Here is a 21409-nt window from a genome sequence, read left to right on the forward strand (position 1 = left end):
CGCCCCGAGGTGATCACGGGGCGCGGGTACCGGCCTGCCCACGGCCGGAACGGGCGACGCCCGGCGGGAGTTCGCGCCGGAAGTGATCGCGGACGCGGCCTCTCCCGGCGGATGGGTGGCGATGTGAGGCTTGCCCGGCGGGTGTTCGCGCCCGGGTGGCCTGCCCGTGGTTCGAACGGGTGCACGCAGGCTTGGTCTCTCCCCGGCCGAGGGGGGCGACGCGAGGCCCGGCCGGCAGGCGTTCGCGCGAGGGTGGCCTACCGCGGTTCCGGCCAGGGCACCCGGATCACCGCGCCCATGGCATTGTGCAGCACAGGCCGCCAGAAAGCGCTTACAATCGCCTCCGAGCAACCAGGGGAGGCCGTTGATGAGCTGGCAGTTCGCCGTGAGCACGCTGGGCATGCCCGGCCTCCCCGTCCGCGAAGCCGCCCGCACCGCCAAATCCCACCACTGCACCGGCCTCGAACTCCGCGTCCACCCGGACGAAGAAGTCCACTTGGGACTCTCCGCCTCCGCTGCCAAAGCCGTCCGGACCCTCCTCGACGGCGAAAACCTCGCCGTCTCGTGCCTGGCCGGCTACGCCAAAATCACCTCTCCCGGCCACGACCGCCCCGTCGTCGACGAGCTCAAGGCCCTGATCGACCTCGCCCACCGCATCGGCGCCCCGCAGATCCGCGTCTTCCCCGGCGGCGACGGGGACGCCCGGCCCCGCATCGCCGCGGTGCTCGACGACCTGCGAAGCGCCGGTGTCCGGCTGCTCGTCGAAACCCACGACTCGCACCCCACCGGCGCCGCCGCCCTGGACCTCGTCGCCGGGTTCGGCGCACCCGAACTCGCCGCCGTCCTCTGGGATGCGGTGCACCCCTGGCGAGCCGGCGAACCACCGGCCGTCACGAACGAACGGCTCGGCCCCTACCTCGGCTACTTCCAGGTCAAGGACGTCGCCGGCCGCGGAACACCCACGCCGGTGCCGCCGGGGGAGGGCGTCGTCCCGCTCCACGAGTGCGGTGAGCTGTTGCGCTCGTGGTCCGGCTGGGTGTCACTCGAATGGGAGAAAGCCTGGTACCCCGAGCTCCCGCCGGTCGACGTCCCGCTGCGGGCCGCCGCCGCGTGGTTCGCGCGGTACGGTCAGCGGCCGGAGAAGTTCACGTCACTGCAGAAGTAGTACGACTGGTCGAGGTGGCTCGCCTGCCAGATGGTGTAGACGACGTGCCGCCCCGTCCGGGTGCCCGCGTTCACCGCGACCTGGTACTGCCCGGCCGGTGCGTAGCGGCCCGTCTGGGCGACCAGCTCGAGGCTGCCCCAGGTCAGGGGCTGGGTCGCCGGGTCGAAGCCCTGCTTGGTGATGTACACCCGCAGGTAGTCGGCGCCGTGCCGGGCCTGGTCGGTGATGGTCAGGGTGAACCGGTTGTCCTTGTCGGCCGTCTGCCACGCGCCGACCGTGTCCAGGGCGTTGTACCGGGGCGCCTGCGTGCGGCCGCCGCTGCACAGCGTCCCGTCGGGGATCGCGCCCTGGTGGTTGCCCTTCACGCCTTCGCGGTAGAGCCCGTTCCAGTTCCACATCGCGTTCGGGTCGGCCTGCCACGCCTGCCAGCACATCGGGTCCTTCGTCGCCATCGCGGGGTTCTGGAAGTCGCTGCCCCAGCGGTTCCAGCAGCCGTAGTTGCGCGACGGCGGGTCGGTGGCCGAGCCGTGCGCGTCGGCGACGCCGGTGAGCACGCCGCCCAGCAGCACGGCGGTCACCGCCGTCACCACCAGGGAGAGCAGGGTCTTGCGTCGGGGAACCACGCTGTCCTCCTTCGTCGGGGCCGGATGGGGGAGCGCTCCCAGCTCGTGCCGGCCCGACCATACGCGGCCGCAACCGCGCCCGGCCACCTTCCGATCTTCGGAAACCGTTGCGGGACAACACTTTCCGGCACGCAGGCGAACTGAACGAATACTGAACGGCGGAAACCGCCGACGCCGAGGCCGCCCGATCGGGCCCGTCCCCGGAAACGTCCCGTGCACGCGCGGCCCGCCGGCTGCTCCGCCCGGGTGCATCCGAAAAGTCTTCACCGGACCGGCCACGAAGCGGTTTCGCAGCGACAGGATTCGTCTCACCGCGGCATGCGACCGCCCCCGCCGTTCAGGTGACGGCGGGGGCGGTCGCGGGCTGGCCTTGCGGCCGGGTCAGCTGCCCGGGCGGGCGACGTCACCGCGCCAGGCGCCGGTTTCGCGGCCGCCGCGCTCCTCGATGAAGGTCTTGAACCGGCCCAGGTCGCCCTTGACGCGGCGGTCGAGTATGCCGAGCTTGTCGGCGACGTTCTCGACGAAGCCCTCCGGGTCGATGTCCAGCTGGGCGGTGACCCGGGTGTGCCGGTCGTCGAGGCGGTGGAACGTCACGACACCGGCGTGCGTCGGGCCGGAGTCGGACTTCCAGGCCACTCGCTCGTCCGGGTGCTGCTCGGTGATCGTCGCGTCGAACTCGCGGGTCTGCCCGCCGACGCTGATCTTCCAGTGGGTGTGGGTGTCGTCGAGCTGCCGGATCTCGTCGACGCCCTCCATGAAGTGCGGGAACGACTCGAACTGCGTCCACTGGTTGTAGGCGGTGGTGACGTCGGTCTCGACGTCGACGGATTCGGTGACGGTGCTCATCGCGGCCTGTCCTCTCTGCTCAGGGCTGGTCTGCTCTCCGGTTACCCGGCAAATCGATGACAAAACGATGCAACACCTCTAAAGTCGGACCCGGCAGCGACAGAGGGGGAGCCCCGTGACCGACGACCGGACGCCCGCACTCACGGTGCGGGTCCGCTCCGTCCCCGAGGCCGTCGTGGTCGTGGCGGCCGGTGACCTGGACCTCGGCACCGCGGCGGAGCTGCGCACCCGGGCCCGCGACGCGCTGGCCGGTGCGCCGGATGCGCTCATCGTCGACCTGGGTGCGGTCACCTTCTGCGGCTCGGCCGGGCTGCAGGTCCTCGCCGAACTCCTCGACGAGACGGAGGCCGCGGACCTGCCGTTCGCGGTGGTCGCCGACGGCCGCCCGGTGGTGCGGTCCCTGCAGCTCACCCGCATGGACGGCGCGCTCGCCCTGCACCCGACCGTCGAGGGCGCCCGCGCGTGGATCCGGCAGCGGCCCGGCGGCGGCGGTTAGGGCCTGCCCGGTCGCGGGTAGTCCTCCGCCATGGAAGCGGAGGCGCTGCTGCAGAGCCTGACCCGGGTGGTGACCGCGCTCGACGGCACGGACATCCGGTTCGCCGTCGCCGGTGGCTTGGCCGCGTACGCCCGCGGCGGGCCGCCGTCGGACCACGACGTCGACCTGTTTCTCAAGCCCGGCGACGCGGACCGGGCTGCGGAGGTGCTCACCGCCGCGGGCCTGCGCCGCGTGCACCCGCCGGAGGACTGGCTGACCAAGGTCTACGACGGGGAAATCCTCATCGACCTGATCCACGGCCCCAACCAGCGGCCGGTGACCGACGAGCTGCTCGACCGCGCGGCGCTGATGCGCATCGGCTCCACCGCGGCGCCGGTCGTCTCCGGCACCGACCTGCTGGTGGACAAGCTGCTCGTGCTCAGCGCGCACCGCTGCGACTTCGCGCCGCTGCTGCGGATCGCCCGCGACCTGCGCGAGCAGGTCGACTGGACCGACGTCGCCGTGCAGGTGTCGGCGTCCCCCTACGCCCGGGCGTTCCTGGCGCTGCTGGGTGACCTGGCCGTGATCGATCCGAAGGAGGCTCTCGTGCCCGAACCACCGCAGTACCTCGTCGCCCGGCTGAGCCGGGCGCTGGCCGAAGACCCCCGCACCGCGGAGCTCGGCGTGCACGTGACCGTGCGGGGCGAGCACGTCCACCTGACCGGCGAAGTCGTCTGCCCCGAGCGGAAGGCGGAGGTGGATGCCGTCGTCGGCGAGTACCTGACCGGAGAGCTGGTGCACAACGACGTCCGGGTCGCCGACGTCCGCGAACCGGCGAGCGCGGAGGAGATCGGCCGATGAGGATCGCCGCGGTCGGGGACGTGCACCTGGGCGAGGACTCCCGCGGCCTGCTCCGGCCGGCCCTGGAGCACCTGGCGGGCACCGCCGACGTCCTGCTGCTGGCCGGGGACCTGACCCGGCACGGCACGGTCGAGGAAGCCCGCGTGGTGGCCGAGGAGCTGGCCGGGCTCGGCGTGCCGATCGCCGCGGTCCTCGGCAACCACGACCACCACAGCGACGCGGGCGAGATGATCGCCAACCTCCTGCGCGAGACGGGGGTCGAGGTCCTGGAGGGCGACGCGGTCCGCTTCGACCTGCCGGACGGCTCCCTGGGCGTCGCGGGCGTCAAGGGCTTCGGCGGCGGGTTCGCCGGCAAGTGCGCCAGCCGGTTCGGCGAGCGCGAGATGAAGGACTTCGTCGAGACGACGATGGCCTCGGCGGATTCGCTGCGCAAAGCGTTGCAAAACCTCGACACGGACGTCGTGGTGGCGTTGACGCACTACGCCCCGATCCCCGGCACGCTGCACGGCGAGCCGCCCGAGATCCACCCGTTCCTGGGTTCGTACCTGCTGTGCGAGCCGATCGACGAGGTGGGGGCGGATCTCGCGGTGCACGGGCACGCGCACTTCGGGTGCGAGCAGGGGGTGACACCGGGCGGGGTGCGGGTGCGGAACGTGGCCCAGCCGGTGATCCGGAATGCTTACGCGCTGTACGAGCTGCACCCGGCGGAGCTGTCCGCGCGACGCTGACGGGGCCACCGCCGCCGCGATCCTCTTCGCGGCTGCGCTATTTCGTGACGGTCAACGTGAGCGCAGTCGCGGAAATCAGGAAGCTCAGCCAGGAAGCAAGGGGCAGAAGGTAGTCCTTGGCGATGGCCCACCGGTTGTGGTTCCTCATGGGGTCGAGGAAGAGAGCGTCGCGTTCAGGGGCGATGGAGTCGAGTTCGGGGTCGCTTCGGTAGGCGAGGAGGTGGGTGTCTGCGTAGAAGCGGCGAAGCTTCGGGATGAGCTCCGTGCGCTTGGCTGCCTCGAGAGCCGAGGCGAAGTACAAGAAGCTCGCGTAGGAATTCAAGAGTTCGTGCGTCTCTTGGCGGGTGTACTCGGGGTTCAGCTTGACGTTGATCAGCTGGTACGAGATGGCCAGTGCGCGATCGGCTGCTGCCGGCGGTGTGATCCAGGTCCACCGATGATGTTGCGTCGCGCGGAAGAGTTGCCTCGCTGCTTTTCCGATGAAGTTGAGTGAGAAGTAAGTCGACGAACCTGGAGCGGTTCTTTCGATTGCCTTGAGGGCTCGGGCAACGTGGCGGTGGAATCTAAGCCGCGACAACCTTGCGGTCAACATCGCGATCCCGATTACCAACAGGGTCGAGCCGAAGATCAAGAGAATAAGTCCTGTGACAAAGTTTGCAATATCAGAAGAAATATTGTCCTGCCCGGCGGTGTAGAAGATTTTAATAATCGGGGCTAGTCCGAACAATGTCAGTGCAATTCCGGGGATAAACCTGAAGTGGAGTGCAGAAAAGCCAAGCGTGGCGAGCATCCTGCTGGTCTTCTTCATGGTGGATATGTCTTGTTTACGTGTTTCTCTGTCGTCGCCGGGTGCGAGGTAATCCAAACAGCGTGAGATCTCTGCCGCATCGAAACGAGTGAAGTACCGATGGCGCTTCTTGTTCTTGCTTTGCGGGGCGCTCCACGGCGCTTCGATTCGTGCTGGCTGTGTTCCTCCGGTGGTCATCGGTCAATCTTCCAGGTTGTCCGTCGAACGGGGAGCTGCGGCAGCGGTCACTGCGTCAGTAGAGGCCGCACCCGCCGGCGGACCGGGCGTTCGCCGGCCGCGGGGAGAATTTCCCTGGTTGTGGGCGCCAGCACTGCCGACTGGGGCGGGCCTGGCCGCGCGGCGCTGACGGGGGCGAACCGGCTCAGGCGGCCCGGTCCGCGGCAGCCGCCAGCACGTGCGGGGCCAGCCCGTCGGCGATCACCGCGTAGCCGGCCGACGACGGGTGGAACCGGTCGGCGGAGAACAACGCCGGCTCGGCCGCGAACCGGGCGGCCAGCTCGGGGCCCGCGGTCGCCACCGCGCCGCCCGCCCGGACGGCCGCTTCGGTCTGGGCCTGCGCGTAGTGGCCGCTGGCCGCCGAGACCAGCTGTCGGTACGGGCCCGGCACCCTGGCCACGATCCCCAGGTCGGGCGCCGGCACCACGATGACGCGCGCGCCCGCGCGGACCAGCCTGGCCACGGCGTCGTGCAGCTGCCGGGCGCCGACCGCGGGGGCGACGAACCCGGCGAGGTCGTTGGCGCCGATCACGATCAGCGCCAGGTCGACGCGCTCGCCGAGGGCGACGCCGACCTGGCGTTCGAGGTCGGCCGAGCGGGCTCCGGGCACGCCCAACGTCCGCAGGCGCACGGTGTGGCCCGCGTCGCGCAGGCGGACGGCGAGCCGGCGGCCGAGGGTGTCGTCCTCGCGGGTGCTGCCGACGCCGGCCGCCAGTGAGTCGCCGAGGACACAGAAATCGAGTGGTGGAGTCATCACCCCGTACAACGTGGCCGAGGCGTGGTTGTTTCCCGTGACGGAACGGTCCGGCGCGGTCAACCTGGTCCTGGCCGACCCAGGCTGGGCCGGGCCTGGTCCGGCCGGCGCGGCCGCCGCACGATCAGCGCATGACGAACACCATGAACGCGGCCACCATCCCCGAGTTCGGCCCGGCCGAGGTGCTGCGGCTGGGCACCGTGGCCGTTCCGGAGCCCGGGCCCGGCGAGGTCTCGATCGACGTCGCCTTCGCCGGCGCCAACTTCGCCGAGGTCCTCTACCGGCAGGGCGTGGTCGACGTCCCGCTGCCCTTCGTCCCCGGCATCGAGGTCTCCGGCCGGATCCGCGCGCTCGGCGACGGTGTCGAGGGTCTGTCGGTGGGCCAGCCGGTCGCCGCGCTGACGATCGTGGCGAGCGGCGGCTACGCCGAGGTCGTCACCACCTCGGCCCACCTCGTCGCGCCGGTGCCGGAGACGGACCTGGCCGTGGCGGCCGCGGTGCCGTCCAACAGCACCACCGCGTTCCTCGTGCTGGAGCGGGTGGCGCGGCTGGCCCCCGGCGAGCGCGTGCTGGTGCACGCCGCCGCCGGCGGGGTCGGCAGCCAGCTGGGCCAGGTCGCCCGGCTGCTCGGGGCCGGGCGGGTGGTCGGCACTGTCGGCAGCGAAGCGAAGATCGCCGCCGCGAAGGCGTTCGGCTACGACGAAGCCGTCCTGCGCGACCAGGCCGGGGACACCGGGGAGTTCGACGTCGTGGTCGACATGGTCGGCGGGCCGGCGCGCCGCGCGAGCCTGGACCGGCTCGCCCCGATGGGCCGCCTGGTGGTCATGGGCAACGCCTCCGGCGCCGAGGACGTCGGCGTCTCGGCCAACGAGCTCTGGTTCACCGGCAAGACCGTGTCCGGCTTCAACCTCGCCGCGTTCTCCGCGGTGGCCCCGGAAGCCGCGGGCCGGGCGCTGCGCCGCGCCGTCGCGGCCGTCGCCGACGGCACCCTGCGCGTCGACGTCGAAACCCTGCCGCTGGCGGACGCGGTGACCGCGCACCGCCGCCTCGAGTCCGGGGCGACGACCGGCAAGCTCGTGCTCCGGGTGCGGTGAACCGCCTCAGGTGCCCATCTTCTTCATCAGCTCGCCGAGGTCGGCGACCTGGTCGGCGGGCGGCGGCTGGATGTCCACCGGCTTGCCCCAGTCGCGGTAGTCGGTGGTACCCCTGGCCGGGTCGCCCTGGGGGAACCCGGTGGACAGGTCGACGGTGAACCGCGCCGGCCGCCGGGCCGCGTCCAGCCACAGCTCGGCGGGCAGCTTCGCGGTGCTCGTCCGGGCCGGCTTGCCGTCCAGCGGCGGCGTGGCGAACTCGGGGAACAGCTCCGGCGCCTTCGCGGTGTCGAGTTCGAGGCGGTAGTGGTCGACCGGCAGGTCGCCGAGCCGGGTCTGCTCCGCGGACACGATCCGGCCGGTCCGCTCGATCTCCGCCAGCGCCACGCAGAGGTCGGGCAGCTTGGCGACCACCGGGATCGCCCCGCCCGCCATCCGGGCGATCGGGTCGGTGCTGTCCGGGTCGGTGCCGACCCACTCCTTCCCGGGGATTCCCGCCGGTGCGTGCGTGAAGGTCTTCTTGCCGATCACGCGGAGCTCGCTGCCGTCCACCGTCATCGTGAGACGGCACGTGCTGCCGTCGAAGCCGAGCGAGCCCGGGGTGTCCGTGGTGTTCGTGCCCAGCACCGCGGTCGTCGTGAAGGCGGCCGACGGCGCCTCGGCGATGCCGGCCCGCGCGGCCGCCACGAGCTGGGCGACGTCGGTGACCGGAGCGGCCGGGGTGGCGGGGCCGGCCGGCGCGGTGCCACCGGGTCCGGGGTCGCAGGCGGCCAGGAGGAGTGCCGCCGCGGCGATGGCGAGACCGGTTCTGCGCACGGGGCCTCCTCGGAGTCGTGATCCGGGGAAGCTAGCGCGTGAAGATCACGGTTCGGGCGGTGAGAGTGTGACGGGTGTCCACCTTGAGACCTCCGCCGCATCGCGCATAATGGCCACTGACCGACTGCTTGGTATGTGCCGGGCACCACACCCGAAGGAGACACACTGACGTGAACTCGTTCAAGGATCGCGTCGCGATCGTCACCGGGGCCAGCCGGGGCATCGGCCTCGGGATCGCGAAGACGCTCGTCGAGCGCGGCGCCAAGGTCTGCCTCACCGCGCGCAAGACGGAGGCCCTGGAAGAGGCCGTCAGCTCCCTCGGCGGCCCGGACGTCGCCATGTTCGTGGCCGGCAAGGCCGACGACACCGACCACCAGGACGAGACGGTCGCCCGGACGATCGAGACCTTCGGCCGGCTCGACTACCTGGTCAACAACACCGGCATCAACCCCGCCTACGGCCCCACGCTGGACATCGACCCGGCCGCCGCGGCGAAGATCCTCGCCGTCAACGTGCTCGCGCCGCTGGGCTGGACCAAGCGCGCCCGCGACGCGTGGATGGGCGAGCACGGCGGCGCGGTCGTCAACGTCTCCTCCGTCGCCGGGATCCGCGCTTCGCCGGGCATCGGCCTCTACGGCGTCAGCAAGGCCGCGCTGCTGCGGCTGACCGTCGAGCTCGGTGCCGAGCTGGGGCCGAAGATCCGGGTCAACGCCGTGGCACCGGCCGTGGTCAAGACGCAGTTCGCGACCGCGCTGTACGAGGGCCGCGAAGAGGAGGTTGCCTCGGCGTACCCGATGAAGCGGCTCGGCGTGCCGTCGGACATCGCGGGCGCGGTGGCGTTCCTGCTCTCCGACGACGCGGCCTGGATCACCGGGCAGACGGTGGTCCTCGACGGCGGCGTGACCCTGGGCGGTGGCCTGTGACCGGCGTCGTCGTCACCGGGGGCGGCGGTGGCATCGGGGCCGCGCTGGCCCGCCGCTTCGCCGCCGACGGAGCTCGGGTCGTGGTGGCCGACCTCGACGGCGACAAGGCCGCGGAGGTGGCCGCCGAAGTCGGCGGGACGGCCTTCGCCGGCGACGTCGCGAGCCTGGACGGCGTCACGAAGCTGATCGACAGCGCCCGCTCGGCGCTGGGCGAGATCGACGTCTTCTGCGCCAACGCGGGCATCGCGCCCTTCGGCGGCGCGGAAAGCGGCGAGGAGGTGTGGGCGCGAACCTGGGACGTCAACGTCATGTCCCACGTCCGCGCGGCGAACCTGCTGCTGCCGGCGTGGCTCGAGCGCGGCAAGGGCCACTTCATCGCGACGGTGTCCGCGGCGGGGCTGTTGACCAGCCTCGGCTCGGCGCCGTACTCGGTGACCAAGCACGGCGCGCTGGCCTTCGCGGAGTGGCTGTCGGCGACCTACCGCCACCGCGGCATCACCGTGCAGGCGATCTGCCCGCAGGGCGTGCGCACGGCGATGCTGGAGAACACCGGAACGGCGGGCCAGCTGCTGATGGGCGCGTCGGCGATCGAGCCGGAGCAGGTGGCGGACGCGCTGTTCGCGGCGATGGCGGAGAACCGGTTCCTGGTGCTGCCGCACCCGGAGGTCGCGGGCTACTACGCCGCGCGCGCCACCGAGACCGACCGGTGGCTCGGCGGGATGAACAAGCTGCAGCGCAAGGTCGAGGCGGCCGTCGGGGAGCTGTGACCGGTCACGGCCGGATCGCTTTCGCGACAAGGGTTTCCGACGCGGCCCGCTGAAAGTTTCACCCCGGCGGAAGCCCTTGTCCTGCCACGACTCCACGGCCGGTTGACAGCCCGGATGCGGCGGTTTCAGCATCGGGCCTGCCGATCGCCGGAAGGAGCCCGTGATGATGAGGAAGGTCCTGGTGGCCCTGGCCGCCGCCGTGCTCCTGCCGGTGGTGGGCGGGGTGGCCGAGAGCGCGCCGGTGCAACCGGCGGCCGCGACCGCCGGCTGCGGGAAGGCGCCGACGCTGACCAGCGGTACGCGGACCATCCAGACCAGCGGGAAGAGCCGCAACTACATCCTGCGCATCCCCGACGGCTACGACCGCACCCACCCCTACCGGCTGATCTTCGGCTTCCACTGGCTGGGCGGCACCGCCACCGACGTCGACACCGGCCGGACCGTGCAAACCGGGGCCTGGGCCTACTACGGCCTGCAGCAGCTGGCGAACAACAGCGCGATCTTCGTGGCGCCGCAGGGGTTCAACAACGGCTGGGCCAACTCCGGCGGCGAGGACGTCACCTTCGTCGACGACCTCGTCCGGGCACTGGAGGGCGATCTCTGCGTCGACACGAGCCAGCTGTTCGCCGTCGGCTTCAGCTACGGCGCCGCGATGAGCTACTCGCTGGCCTGTTCGCGGGCCACGGTGTTCCGCGCGGTCGCCGTGCAGTCCGGCGGCGTGCTCAGCGGGTGCAGCGGCGGCACGCAGCCCATCGCCTACCTCGGCGTGCACGGCCTGCGGGACAACGTGCTCGGCATCTCCGGCGGCCGGTCGCTGCGGGACCGGTTCGTGGCCAACAACGGCTGCACCGCCCAGAACCCGCCCGAGCCGGCGCAGGGCAGCCTGACGCACCGGGTGACGAGCTACGCGGGCTGCCGGGCCGGGTACCCGGTGCAGTGGGCCGCCTTCGACGAGGGCCACATCGCCGCCCCGCAGGACGGCGCGACCGGGGACAGCGGGTCGCGGACCTGGGTACCGGCCCTGGTCTGGCAGTTCTTCTCGCAGTTCGGCTCGACCACGCCGCCGCCGGACGACCCGCCGCCGGGCACCGGCGCCTGCCGGGTCGGCACCACGGTCAACGCGTGGAACACCGGCCTGACCGAGAACATCACCATCACGAACACCGGCTCGGCCGCGGTCAGCGGCTGGTCGCTGACCTTCACCCTGCCCGCGGGCCAGACCATCACCTCGGGCTGGAGCGCCACCTACGCGCCGGCCGGCGGGCAGGTGACCGCGACCAACGTCGCCTACAACGCCGAGCTCGCGCCCGGTGCGTCGACCACCATCGGGTTCCAGGCCGGCCACACCGGCAACACCGGGGCGGCGACGGCGTTCGCGCTCAACGGCGCGGCCTGCACCACCGCCTGACCGCCCCGGGGTCACGTCCGCGCGGCGGGCCGGCGTGACCCCGGCGCCAGTGGTGCGTAGGCGATGCCGGTCCCGGCGCGTTCCCAGACGTCGCCGTCGAGGCCCTCGGCGGCCAGCTGCCGCTTGAGGACCTTGAACGTCGGCGTCCGCGGGAGCTCGCGGACCGTGCGCACGTACCGGGGCACCTGCTTGGGCCCGAGATCGGCCTGGGCGGCGAGGAACCGGCCCAGCCCGGCAGGGTCCAGCGCCCCGCCGCCGGTGACGACGGCGGCCATCACCTGGTCGCCGGTCACCGGGTCCGGCACCGCGTACACGGCGGCTTCGGTGATCGCCGGGTGCCGCAGCAGGATGCGCTCGATCGGGGCCGTGCCGAGGTTTTCGCCGTCGACGCGCAGCCAGTCACCCAGCCGCCCGGCGAAGTAGCAGAAGCCGTCGGCGTCGGCGTAGGCGAGGTCGCCGGTGTGGAACCGGCCGCCACGCAGCCGTTCGGCGTCGGCCGCCGGGTCGCGGTAGTACCCGGCGAACCAGCCGGCGCCCGCGGTGTTGACCAGCTCGCCGACGGCCTCGGCGGCGTTGACCAGCCGGCCGTCGCCGTCGAACTCGGCCGGTGGGCACGGCAGGCCGGTGTCCGGGTGCAGGATGGCCACGTCGCCGGTGGGGCGCCCGAGCGAGCCGGGCGGGGTGTCGTCGGTGCGGGCGAACCCGACGCCGCCCTCGGTGGAGCCGAACGCGTCGACGACCTTGCAGCCGAACCGTTCCCCGAACGCGGCCAGGTCGGCGCTCGCCCCTTCGTTGCCGTAGACGAGGCGAAGCGGGTTGTCCGCGTCGTCCGGCCGCGGCGGCGTAGCGACCACATAGGACAGTGGCTTGCCGACGTAGCTGGCGTAGGTCGCGCCGAACTTCCGGACGTCGGGCAGGAAGCCCGAGGCGGAGAACCGCCGGCGCAGCGCGATGCCCGCGCCGGCGGCGAGCCCGACGGCCCAGCCTGCCATGACGGCGTTGGAGTGGAACAGCGGCATGGTGACGTACACGGTGTCCGATGCGGACAGGCCGAAGCGGTCGGCGAGCATCGCGCCGGGGAAGGCGATCTTGCCGTGGGTGCAGCGCACGGCCTTCGGGTCGCCGCTGGTGCCGGAGGTGAAGATGAGCATCAGCAGGTCGTCGGCGGTGGCGGGGACGGGCTCGACCGGGTCGTTCGCCGGCGCCCACGATTCCAGGTCCCGCACGGCGGCGCCGCCGAGGTCGAGCCCGGCCAGCAGCGGCCGGTACTTCGGTTCGGCCAGCACGAACTGGCAGTCGGCGAGCCGGACGTCACGCGCGAGGGCGGCGCCGCGCCGGGTGGGGTTGAGGCCGACCAGGACCGCTCCGGCGAAGGCGCAGGCGCCGAGGAGGAAGGAGAAGGCGGGGACGTTGTCGGCGAGGACGCCGACGTGGGGTGGTTCGCCGGGGCGCAACGCTTCGCGGAGGCCGGCCGCCCAGCGCGTGGACGTCCGGACGTGCTCGGCCCATGACCACGTTTCGTCTTCGAACCGCAGGCCCGGCCGCTCGTCGCCGGCGCGGGCCAGCAGCAGCCCGGTCACCGTCGGAACGCTCATCCGCGCACCTCCACGCACCGGCGGCAAAAGTGGAACAGGTTCTACTTCTACCACGGGTGCCGGTCGCGGGTCCACCGCGCGGAACAGACGTGCTCCCGGCGGAGTTGTGGGTCACATGAGCCCTCTTGTGGACCGCACGATCACCGCCCTCCGTTCCGAGCACGACACGCTCGCCGCCCTCGTCCGGGGCCTCACCGACGACCAGCTGGGTGCGCCCAGCGGCGCCGCCGAATGGACCGTCGCCCAGGTGCTGTCCCACCTCGGCAGCGGGGCCGAGATCGGCCGCGCGCCGATCGCGCGGGCGCTCGGCGAAACCGTGGCCGCCGAAGACAACCCGACGATCTGGGCCCGCTGGGACGCCTCCGCGCCGCGCGCGCAGGCCGAGGGCTTCCTGGAGCACAACGCCCGCTGGCTCGAAACCGTCGAGGCCATCACGCCGGAGCAGCGGTCCTCGCTGACCGTCGACCTCGGCTTCCTGCCGGAGCCGGTCCCGCTGGTGACGGCGCTGGGCCTGCGGCTCAACGAGGTGGCCAACCACTCGTGGGACGTGCGCGCGGCGTTCGACGAGAGCGCCGGGGTGGCCGAGGATTCGGCCGCGGCGGTGGTCGACCTGCTGGCCGGACCGGCCGGGTTCATGCTGGGCTTCCTCGCGAAGCCGGCCGAGCTGGCGAACCCGGTCTCCGTGGCGCTGCCGGGCGCCGGCCTGGTGATCGACGACGCGGTCACGGTGGTGGACCACCTGGAGGCACCGTCCGCGACGTTCGCCGGGCCCGCGGAGGCGTTCGTCCGGCTGGTGAACGGCCGGCTGAAGGCGCCGTACGACAAGGGTGTCACCGTCGAAGGCGCGGTCACGCTGGACGAGCTGCGCCGGGTGTTCCCCGGCTTCTGAGTCACCGGTAGCTCTCGAGCAGGCCGGCCAGTTCGGCGGGGCGGCTGAGCGCGACGCAGTGCCCGGCGGTGAGTTCGTCCGGGACGACGCCGAGTCGCTCGGCCGCCAGCTTCCGGAGGAACTCCGGTGGGAAGCAGCGGTCCTCGCGGCCCAGCACGAACCGCGTCGGCACGTCCGGCCACGCGTCCAAGGGCCACGGCTGCTTCATCGCGGCGGGGGAGGGGTGGGCCCGTTCCCGGCTCATCGCCTCGTCCGCGAGGGCGCGCGGAACGTCGTGGTAGAAGCCGACGTACGGGTCGGTGTGGCCGGTGAGGCCGCCGTCGCGGGCCGACCGGGCGCGCACCGCTTCGCCGCAGCCGGTGTTCCGGCCCCAGTCGTCCGGGGACTCGCCGGGCGCCGGGATCATGGCCGCCACCAGGACCAGCCGGTCCGCCGCGAGCCGGTCGGCGACCAGGGGTGCGGTGAAGCCGCCGAAGGAGTGGCCGACCACGACCACGTCCGTCCGGTGGCCGGCGGCGGCGACCACCGCGTCGGCGTAGCCGGTGAGCGTGGCCGTGTCGTCGCCGGCGGGCAGGTCCGGGGCCACCACCTCGTGGCCGTGGGCCTCCAGCTCGGCGGCGACCCGGTGCCAGGACCAGCCGCCGTCGCCGGCGCCGTGGATCAGGACGTAGGTGCTCATGGGTGCTTCCTTTCGTCGGTGGGTCGGGGATTCCGGCGGCGCAGGGCGGGGCCGAGCGCCCGCCGGGCGGCGAACAGGGCGATCCCGCCGAGGGCGCACGTGACGCCGAGGACGGTCGCGCCGCCCAGTGCGAACAGCGCGGTCCCGGCGAGCGGGCCGAGGACCGCGCCGACGCTCCAGGTGGTCGAGGCCAGGCCCAGGTAGCCGCCGCGCAGCCCGGCCGGGGCGAGACCGGCGAACGTGTCGCCGAAGCGGACGGCGATCCCGATCTGGCCGAGCGTCCACACCAGGACCGAACCGGCGAAGGCGGTCGTGCCGTGGCTCACCGCACCCAGGGCGGCGCCGAGCCCGGCCAGGAGCATCGAGACGGCCGACACCGCGGTGCCGTTGCGGCCCGCGAGCAGCCGGACCGCCGGCGGCTGGAGGGCCACGACGGCGATCCCGTTGAGCGCCAGCACGCCGCCGTAGGCCGCGGGGCCGAGACCGCCGTCCGTCATCAGCAGCGGCAACGTCGTGAACGTCTGCAGGAACAGCGTGAAGTAGCCGACGTGCAGCGCGAGCATGGCCAGCATCAGCCGGTCGCGAAGCACGACGGGCAGCAGCGGCGGCCGTGTCCGCGCCGGTCCTGCCGGCCGGGTTTCCGGCACCAGGCGCCAGACGATCAGCGCCGCGGCCAGTTACGTCAGCGCGTTGATCCAGAACAGCAGCCCGTACCCGTGGCGGGCCAGGACCCCGGCCGTGACGGTGGCGACGGAGAAGCCGAGGTTGGCCGCCCAGTAGAGCGAGCCGAACGCGCGGATCCGTTGTGACGACGGCAGATCGGCCACCGCGGCCGACCCGGCCGGGCGGAACAGCTCCAGCGTCAGCCCGGCGCCGACGGCGGCCACCCAGATCGCGGGCAGCGACTCCGCCGAGCCGAGCGCGGTCAGCGCCGCGGCGGAGCCGGCGAACCCGGCCAGCATCGTGGTGCGCCGGCCGATCCGGTCGCCGAGCCAGCCGCCGAGCACCTGGGAGCCGATGTCGCCCAGGCCCACCGCGGCGACCACCGCGCCCGCCGTCGCGGGGGAGAGGTGCCGGGCCTGCGTCAGGTACAGCACCAGGAACGACCGCACGACACCGCCGGCGCGGCCGACGAAGTGCGTGGCCGCGAGGGACCAGACGAGCCGGGAGGCCGTGGTGACCGGAGCGGTGGTGGCTGTCATGGGAACGACGCTAAGGCGGCGAAAGCATCGCGAAAAGCGATGAATTCCGATCGAATCGATCGGCTGTGGCTATGTTAGGCGCTATGGCGGACTTCGAGCTGCGGCACCTGCGGACCATGGCCGCGATCGCCGAGGAAGGCACGTTCGGGCAGGCGGCGACGCGGCTCGGCTACACGCAGTCGTCGGTGAGCCAGCAGATCGCCGCGCTGGAGAAGGCTGTCGGCGGCCCGGTTTTCGACCGGCCCGGCGGGCCGCGGCCGGTCCGGATCACCCGGCTCGGCGAGGTCGTCCTGGCCCACGGCCGTGAGCTGCTGGCGAAGGCGGGCGCGCTCACCGACGCGGTCGACCGGTTCCGGGCCGGGCACGGCCGGATCGACATCGGCACCTTCCCGGGTGTGTCGAACGTGATCCTGCCGTCGGTCATCCGCCGGCTGCTGGACGAGCACCCCGGCTGCGACATCCGGCTGTCCGACGTGCCGCCGGACGAGCCGCGCCTCGGCGAGCTCGACCTGCTCTTCCACGACGGTCCGGTCGACGGCGACGTCGAGCGCGTCACCCTGTTCGAGGAGCCGTACCTGCTGGTGACGGGGGCCGGCGCGCTGCCGGACGGCCCGGTGCGGGTGAAGCGGCTCGACGGCGTGCCGATGGTGGCGTGGCCGCGCACCCACCACCAGCGGTGGCTGGAGCGCACGTTCGCCCGCGCCGGCGCGCAGCCGCGGTTCGTGTTCCGCACGCCGGGCCACGAAACGATCCTCTCGATGGTGCGGGCGGGCATCGGCTGGGCGGTGCTGCCGTGGCTGGCCCTGCACGGCCAGGACGCCTGGTCCGACGACCGGCTGGACATCCACCCGCTGACGCCGTCCCCGGCTCGCGAGCTGGCCCTGTACCGGCCGTCCGGGCGCACGGAATCCCCGCTGGCCGCGCGCGCCCGGGAGATCGCCGTCGAAGTCGCGGGCGAGCTCGGGCGGGTGTGACGTCTCAGGCGGTGCGGGCCATCGCCCCGGTGATCAGCAGCGCGAGGCCGTGCTCCAGGGCCGGCGCCAGGTCGAGGTGGAGCGCGGCCAGCGCCGGGTCCGCCTCGTAGGCCGCGAGGGCGCTGGGCGACGGGCGGCAGTGGGTCCACAGGCCGCCGACCAGGATCATGGCCAGCAAGCACACCGGCCCGGCCTCGCCGCCGACCTCGGGCACGGACCGGCGGAGCAGTTCGGCCATCGCGTCCAGCCCGCCGAGGGCGGATCGCTTGAACCGCACGACGACGTCGGTGGACACGTTGTGCTCCAGCACGCCGGCCTGCGCGCCGATGAGGTCGCACAGCACGGTGCGGCCGGCCAGCGAGTGCGCGATGACGGAGGCGAACGCCGTGGCCCGCTCCGGCGCCGGGAGCTCCGGGTCGACGCCCGCGGTCACTTCGCCCGCCACGTCGGCCAGCCAGTCGCGCAGCGCGCTGTCCAGTAGCTCGAGCAGCACGGCTTCGCGGGATTCGAAGTAGCGCAGGACGTTCGACTTGGCCAGGCCCACCCGGCGGCTGAGCTCGTTGAGGCTGACCTCGGCCACCGGCATCTCGCCGAGCATCTTCAGCGCCGTGTCGAGGATGGTGCGGCGCCGCTCCTCCCGCTGCTCGGCGCTGCGCGCCCGCTGGAACGTCATGAGACCAGCGTAACGCCCGTGCGGAGATATTGAAGACCGGCAGTCTCTTGACAATAGACCGACGGTTCCTTAGCGTCGGAAGCATAAGAGACCGACGGTCCGCAAGGACCGGGAACCCGGAGGACCACCATGAGCGACACCTGGACCGAACGCGACGTCCCGAGCCAGCGCGGCCGCGTGGCCGTGATCACCGGCGCCAACACCGGCCTCGGCTTCGACACCGCGAAGGTGCTGGCCGAGCGCGGCGCCACGGTGGTGCTCGCGGTCCGCGACGTGGCGAAGGGCAAGCAGGCGGCCGCCCGGCTGGGCGCGGACGCCGACGTCACCGTGCAGCAGCTGGACCTGGCCTCCCTGGAGTCGGTCCGGGCTGCGGCGGCCGACCTGCACGCGACGCTGCCGAAGATCGACCTGCTGATCAACAACGCGGGCGTGATGTACCCGCCCCGCCAGACCACCCGCGACGGCTTCGAGCTGCAGTTCGGCACGAACCACCTCGGGCACTTCGCGCTGACCGGCCTGCTGCTGGACCTGCTCCTGCCGGTCGAGGGGTCCCGGGTGGTGACGGTGGCCAGCATCGCCCACCGCATCCGCGCCGGGATCCGGTTCGACGACCTGCAGTGGGAGAAGTCCTACGACCGCGTCGCGGCGTACGGGCAGGCGAAGCTGGCGAACTTGATGTTCGCCTACGAGCTGCAACGCCGCCTGGCCCCGCACGGCACGACGGCGTCGATCGCGGCGCACCCGGGGGTGGCCCGGACGGAGCTGATGCGCAACTCACCGGCGGCGCTGCGGGCAGTGTTCCCGCTGGTGGCGCCGTTGTTCACACAGAGCTCGGAGCGTGGGGCGCTGCCGGTGCTGCGCGCGGCGACGGATCCGTCCGCGCTGGGAGGCCAGTACTACGGGCCGGCGGGACCGGGTGGTTACCGCGGGCGGCCGGAGGTGGTGTCCTCGAGCCCGCAGTCCTACGACGCGTCGATCCAGCGGCGGCTGTGGGCGGTGTCGGAGGAGCTCACCGCGGTGAAGTTCCCGATCGGCTGAGCCCGGCGCCGCGGCTCAAAGGCCGGTGGCCACCCGGACGAAGGCCGCGAGGGTCCGGGAGCGGCTGTGCGGCGGCCAGGCGACGACCGTCGTCACCGGGGGTGCGTCCACGACCGGCACGGTGGCCAGGCCCTCGATCCGGTGGGCGCCGCCGGAGGCGGGCATGACCACCGTTGTGCGGCCGAGGGCGATCAGCTGGAACAGCTGCGTCAGGTTGCGGACCTCGGCGCCGGGACCGTCGGGGTAGGCACCGCCGGGACCCGGCCAGCGGGCGAGCGGGAGGTCCGGCAGGGCCGTGACGTCGGCCAGCCGGACCTCGGCCCGGCGGGCCAGCGGGTGCCAGGCGGGCAGGACGGCGAACTGCCCCTCGGTGGCCAGCACCTCCGTGTCCAACCCGGTCACCGGGTCGAAGGGCCGGTGCAGCAGGGCGACGTCGGCCCGGCCGTCGAGCAGCGGCCGGTGCGGCTGGGATTCGCACAGCAGCAGCTCGACGTCGGCGGCGTCCGGCTCGGCGGCGTACCGGTCGAGCAGCTTCGGCAGCAGGTCGCCGGCGGCGCCGGCCTTGGCGGCCAGGACGAGCGTGGGCCGGCTCGTCGCGGCCAGCCGGGCGTGCCGTTCGGCAGCGGTCACCGCGGCGAGGATGGCGCGGCCTTCGGCCAGCAGCACGGCGCCGGCGTCGGTGAGCGAGACCCGGCGGCTGGTGCGTTCCAGCAGGGTGACGCCGAGTCGCCGTTCCAGCCGCGCGACGGCCCGCGACAGCGGCGGCTGCGCGATGCCGAGCCGCTCGGCGGCCCGCCCGAAGTGCAGCTCCTCGGCGACCGCGACGAAGTACCGCAGCTCCCGCGTCTCCACCCGGCCAGGGTAATCGATGTCGTCCGGGTATCGATACCGGACGCGGACGGTGTTGGTTCCCGGCGCCGCCCCGGCCACGATCGGCGACGTGAGCGAACAGACGATCGCACTGGTCACGGGTGCGAACAAGGGAATCGGGTACGAGATCGCGGCCGGCCTCGGCGCGCTGGGCTGGCGGGTGGGCATCGGCGCCCGCGACGAGCGGCGTCGCGAGGAGGCGGTGGCGAAGCTGGTCGCGGACGGCGCCGACGCGTTCGGCGTCCCCCTCGACGTGACGGACGACGCGAGTGCCGCGGCGGCGGCCGGGCTGCTCGCCGGAGGGCTCGACGTGCTGGTCAACAACGCGGGTGTCGCCGGGGCGTGGCCGGAGGAGCCGTCGACGGTGACGGCGGCGAGCCTGCGTGCGGTGGTGGAGACCAACGTGGTCGGGGTCGTCCGGGTCACGAACGCGCTGCTGCCGCTGCTGCGCCGCTCCGCGCGGCCGCGGATCGTGAACCTTTCGAGCCACGTGGGGTCGCTGACGCTGCAGACCACGCCGGGGGTGGACCTCGGCGGGGTGAGCGGGGCGTACGCGCCGTCGAAGACGTTCCTGAACGCGGTGACGGTCCAGTACGCCAAGGAGCTGAGCGGGACGGGGATCAAGGTCAACGGCGCGTGCCCGGGCTACGTGGCGACGGACCTCAACGGGTTCCGCGGCACGAGCACCCCGGCGGAGGGCGCGAGGATCGCGATCCGGCTGGCGACGCTTCCGGACGACGGGCCCAGCGGGGGACTGTTCGACGAGCACGGCGAAGTGCCGTGGTGACTCCGTCCACTGTGGACGCATCGGCGTCCGGCGCGAAGGCGTGGTTCGAGCCTTCGCGCCGTCCGGGCGCTTCAGGCGCCGGCCGCCGGGAGGAGGTGGTAGCCCGCGCGGTCCGGTCTGATGTGGGACCCTCCCGACTCCGGGTCCGGCAACCGGTGTCCCACCGCCGCGATCGCCGCCTCGTCCAGGTGGACACCCAGCCCGGGGCTCTCGCTCAGCAGGAACGCGCCGTCGCCGAGCTCGTGGTCCAGGAAGATCCCCACCGGGGGCGTGAGGTCCTGCAGCTCGGTCACCAGGTGGTTCGGCACCGCCGTCGCCGCGTGGACCAGGCCGACCGGGGTGGTGCCGATCGGGCTCACCGGCAGGTCGTGGGCGTGGGCGAGCACCGCGACCCGCAGGAAGTGGGTGATGCCCCAGCCCGCCGCCGTCTGGACGACGTCGACCGCGCCCGCCGCGATCAGCGGGCGGTGCTGCTCCAGCCCGGTCAGGTTCTCGCCGGTGGCGACCGAGGCGCGCACGCCCCGGCCGACGGCCGCGTGGCCGTCCACGTCCCAGCGCCGCACCGGCTCCTCGATCCAGGTCAGGTCGAGGGTCCGCTCGAGCTCGGCGACGTGCCGGACGGCCTGCTTGCGCGTCCAGTTCTCGTTGACGTCCAGCATCAGCCCCGGCCGGCCGCCGCCCGCCTCGGACAGGATGTCGTGGACCAGCGTCAGGCGGCGGCGGTCGCGGTCGATGTCCAGGCCGCCCTTGAGCTTCGCCGCGCGCAGCCCGTGCGCGGCGTACGTGCGGTACAGCTCGGCCAGCTCGTCGTCGTCCAGGGCGATGTCGAGCCCCGAGGCGTACGCGGGCACGCGGCGGTCCCGCCCGCCCAGCAGCCGCCAGAGCGGCTCGCCCGCCAGCTGCGCCTTGATGTCCCACAACGCCGTGTCGAACGCGCCGATCGTGCCGAACACCGCGCCGGCGTGCCCCGCCTTGAACGTCCGCCGCAGCATCCGGTCGTACAGCGCCGTCACGCCGCGCGGGTCCTCGCCCTCGATCGCGGCGAAGACGGTCTCCGCCTGCACGTGCGAACCGAGCCCGACCCCGGTGACGCCTTCGTCCGTCTCGACCACGACGAGCGGCATCCGGACGACGCCGCCGGCGTGGACGCCGTTGGCGTCGCCGACCGGGCGGCCCCAGTCCTGGACGGTCGTGAGGGCCCGGAAACCAGTGATGCGCATT

Annotated in this window: 22 protein-coding genes and 1 pseudogene; 12 read left to right on the top strand and 11 right to left on the bottom strand. The window is 73.0% G+C overall.

Annotated features, from left to right (window positions below):
• The first annotated feature begins 367 nt into the window (after nucleotides 1-367).
• On the top strand, nucleotides 368-1165 hold the full coding sequence (locus HUT10_RS43435) for a sugar phosphate isomerase/epimerase (RefSeq protein WP_176176531.1): 798 nt from the start codon (nucleotides 368-370) through the stop codon (nucleotides 1163-1165).
• On the opposite strand, the gene HUT10_RS43440 is transcribed toward HUT10_RS43435, so the two are convergent.
• Together HUT10_RS43440 and HUT10_RS43445 are read right to left on the bottom strand one after the other, a co-directional pair.
• Nucleotides 1129-1788, bottom strand: a complete 660-nt coding sequence (locus HUT10_RS43440) for a lytic polysaccharide monooxygenase (RefSeq protein ID WP_176176532.1) — start codon at nucleotides 1786-1788, stop codon at nucleotides 1129-1131. The genes HUT10_RS43435 and HUT10_RS43440 overlap by 37 nt on opposite strands.
• A 381-nt stretch (nucleotides 1789-2169) precedes the next feature.
• A complete protein-coding gene (locus HUT10_RS43445) occupies nucleotides 2170-2634 on the bottom strand; it encodes an SRPBCC family protein (RefSeq protein WP_176176533.1) in 465 nt (154 codons plus the stop codon).
• 115 nt (nucleotides 2635-2749) lie between these two features.
• Between HUT10_RS43445 and HUT10_RS43450 the strand changes: the two genes are divergently transcribed.
• Genes HUT10_RS43450 through HUT10_RS43460 form a run of 3 tightly spaced genes read left to right on the top strand, consistent with a single transcriptional unit; the run spans nucleotide 2750 to nucleotide 4698 of the window.
• A complete protein-coding gene (locus HUT10_RS43450) occupies nucleotides 2750-3130 on the top strand; it encodes an STAS domain-containing protein (protein WP_176176534.1) in 381 nt (126 codons plus the stop codon).
• 30 nt (nucleotides 3131-3160) lie between these two features.
• Nucleotides 3161-3970 (top strand): nucleotidyltransferase family protein, encoded by an 810-nt coding sequence (locus HUT10_RS43455; RefSeq protein WP_176176535.1) that lies wholly within the window; start codon nucleotides 3161-3163, stop codon nucleotides 3968-3970.
• The gene (locus HUT10_RS43460; protein ID WP_176176536.1) at nucleotides 3967-4698 is read left to right on the top strand and encodes a metallophosphoesterase; all 732 of its coding nucleotides are present in this window, start codon (nucleotides 3967-3969) and stop codon (nucleotides 4696-4698) included. The genes HUT10_RS43455 and HUT10_RS43460 overlap by 4 nt, the downstream gene beginning before the upstream one ends.
• 37 nt (nucleotides 4699-4735) lie before the next feature.
• Here the strand turns inward: HUT10_RS43460 and HUT10_RS43465 are convergent, their stop codons facing one another.
• Together HUT10_RS43465 and HUT10_RS43470 are read right to left on the bottom strand one after the other, a co-directional pair.
• Nucleotides 4736-5683: a hypothetical protein gene (locus tag HUT10_RS43465; protein ID WP_176176537.1), complete on the bottom strand. Its 948-nt coding sequence runs from the start codon at nucleotides 5681-5683 to the stop codon at nucleotides 4736-4738.
• Between the two features lie 184 nt (nucleotides 5684-5867).
• Nucleotides 5868-6476, bottom strand: a complete 609-nt coding sequence (locus HUT10_RS43470) for an SGNH/GDSL hydrolase family protein (RefSeq protein ID WP_254897520.1) — start codon at nucleotides 6474-6476, stop codon at nucleotides 5868-5870.
• A 131-nt stretch (nucleotides 6477-6607) separates the two neighbouring features.
• Between HUT10_RS43470 and HUT10_RS43475 the strand changes: the two genes are divergently transcribed.
• Nucleotides 6608-7570 (top strand): zinc-binding dehydrogenase, encoded by a 963-nt coding sequence (locus tag HUT10_RS43475; RefSeq protein WP_176176538.1) that lies wholly within the window; start codon nucleotides 6608-6610, stop codon nucleotides 7568-7570.
• A gap of 6 nt (nucleotides 7571-7576) precedes the next feature.
• Here HUT10_RS43475 and HUT10_RS43480 read toward each other — a convergent pair whose 3' ends face one another.
• Nucleotides 7577-8383 carry a hypothetical protein gene (locus HUT10_RS43480; protein ID WP_176176539.1) on the bottom strand — a complete coding sequence of 269 codons (807 nt, stop codon included), beginning with the start codon at nucleotides 8381-8383 and terminating at the stop codon, nucleotides 7577-7579.
• 170 nt (nucleotides 8384-8553) lie between these two features.
• Between HUT10_RS43480 and HUT10_RS43485 the strand changes: the two genes are divergently transcribed.
• The 3 genes from HUT10_RS43485 to HUT10_RS43495 all read left to right on the top strand — a co-directional run bounded on the left by HUT10_RS43485 (nucleotide 8554) and on the right by HUT10_RS43495 (nucleotide 11481).
• A complete protein-coding gene (locus tag HUT10_RS43485; RefSeq protein WP_176176540.1) occupies nucleotides 8554-9306 on the top strand; it encodes an SDR family oxidoreductase in 753 nt (250 codons plus the stop codon).
• On the top strand, nucleotides 9303-10073 hold the full coding sequence (locus HUT10_RS43490; protein ID WP_176176541.1) for an SDR family oxidoreductase: 771 nt from the start codon (nucleotides 9303-9305) through the stop codon (nucleotides 10071-10073). The genes HUT10_RS43485 and HUT10_RS43490 overlap by 4 nt, the downstream gene beginning before the upstream one ends.
• A gap of 163 nt (nucleotides 10074-10236) precedes the next feature.
• Nucleotides 10237-11481, top strand: a complete 1245-nt coding sequence (locus tag HUT10_RS43495) for a cellulose binding domain-containing protein (RefSeq protein ID WP_176176542.1) — start codon at nucleotides 10237-10239, stop codon at nucleotides 11479-11481.
• A gap of 11 nt (nucleotides 11482-11492) precedes the next feature.
• On the opposite strand, the gene HUT10_RS43500 is transcribed toward HUT10_RS43495, so the two are convergent.
• A complete protein-coding gene (locus tag HUT10_RS43500) occupies nucleotides 11493-13076 on the bottom strand; it encodes a long-chain-fatty-acid--CoA ligase (protein WP_176176543.1) in 1584 nt (527 codons plus the stop codon).
• A gap of 115 nt (nucleotides 13077-13191) precedes the next feature.
• Between HUT10_RS43500 and HUT10_RS43505 the strand changes: the two genes are divergently transcribed.
• Nucleotides 13192-13965: a maleylpyruvate isomerase family mycothiol-dependent enzyme gene (locus tag HUT10_RS43505; RefSeq protein ID WP_176176544.1), complete on the top strand. Its 774-nt coding sequence runs from the start codon at nucleotides 13192-13194 to the stop codon at nucleotides 13963-13965.
• Between the two features lies 1 nt (nucleotide 13966).
• Here the strand turns inward: HUT10_RS43505 and HUT10_RS43510 are convergent, their stop codons facing one another.
• Together HUT10_RS43510 and HUT10_RS52340 are read right to left on the bottom strand one after the other, a co-directional pair.
• A complete protein-coding gene (locus HUT10_RS43510; protein WP_176176545.1) occupies nucleotides 13967-14644 on the bottom strand; it encodes an alpha/beta fold hydrolase in 678 nt (225 codons plus the stop codon).
• Nucleotides 14641-15846: pseudogene (locus HUT10_RS52340) on the bottom strand (MFS transporter). The gene HUT10_RS43510 and the pseudogene HUT10_RS52340 overlap by 4 nt, the downstream one beginning before the upstream one ends.
• 83 nt (nucleotides 15847-15929) lie before the next feature.
• Here HUT10_RS52340 and HUT10_RS43520 point away from each other — a divergent pair.
• Nucleotides 15930-16820: a LysR family transcriptional regulator gene (locus HUT10_RS43520; protein ID WP_176176546.1), complete on the top strand. Its 891-nt coding sequence runs from the start codon at nucleotides 15930-15932 to the stop codon at nucleotides 16818-16820.
• A gap of 4 nt (nucleotides 16821-16824) precedes the next feature.
• Here the strand turns inward: HUT10_RS43520 and HUT10_RS43525 are convergent, their stop codons facing one another.
• Nucleotides 16825-17493: a TetR/AcrR family transcriptional regulator gene (locus HUT10_RS43525; RefSeq protein ID WP_176176547.1), complete on the bottom strand. Its 669-nt coding sequence runs from the start codon at nucleotides 17491-17493 to the stop codon at nucleotides 16825-16827.
• Nucleotides 17494-17622: 129 nt separating this feature from the next.
• Here HUT10_RS43525 and HUT10_RS43530 point away from each other — a divergent pair, with 129 nt between their 5' ends.
• Entirely contained in the window at nucleotides 17623-18531 is a 909-nt protein-coding gene (locus HUT10_RS43530) for an SDR family NAD(P)-dependent oxidoreductase (protein ID WP_176176548.1), read from the top strand.
• A gap of 15 nt (nucleotides 18532-18546) precedes the next feature.
• Here HUT10_RS43530 and HUT10_RS43535 read toward each other — a convergent pair whose 3' ends face one another.
• Nucleotides 18547-19383 carry a LysR family transcriptional regulator gene (locus tag HUT10_RS43535; protein WP_176176549.1) on the bottom strand — a complete coding sequence of 279 codons (837 nt, stop codon included), beginning with the start codon at nucleotides 19381-19383 and terminating at the stop codon, nucleotides 18547-18549.
• An 88-nt stretch (nucleotides 19384-19471) separates the two neighbouring features.
• On the opposite strand from HUT10_RS43535, the gene HUT10_RS43540 reads away from it, so the two are divergent.
• The gene (locus HUT10_RS43540; RefSeq protein WP_217709692.1) at nucleotides 19472-20188 is read left to right on the top strand and encodes an SDR family NAD(P)-dependent oxidoreductase; all 717 of its coding nucleotides are present in this window, start codon (nucleotides 19472-19474) and stop codon (nucleotides 20186-20188) included.
• Nucleotides 20189-20259: 71 nt separating this feature from the next.
• On the opposite strand, the gene HUT10_RS43545 is transcribed toward HUT10_RS43540, so the two are convergent.
• Nucleotides 20260-21408, bottom strand: coding sequence for a mandelate racemase/muconate lactonizing enzyme family protein (locus HUT10_RS43545; protein ID WP_176176551.1), 1149 nt, complete (start codon nucleotides 21406-21408; stop codon nucleotides 20260-20262).
• Nucleotide 21409 lies beyond the last annotated feature (1 nt).

Source organism: Amycolatopsis sp. Hca4 (assembly GCF_013364075.1).
Classification (GTDB): domain Bacteria; phylum Actinomycetota; class Actinomycetes; order Mycobacteriales; family Pseudonocardiaceae; genus Amycolatopsis.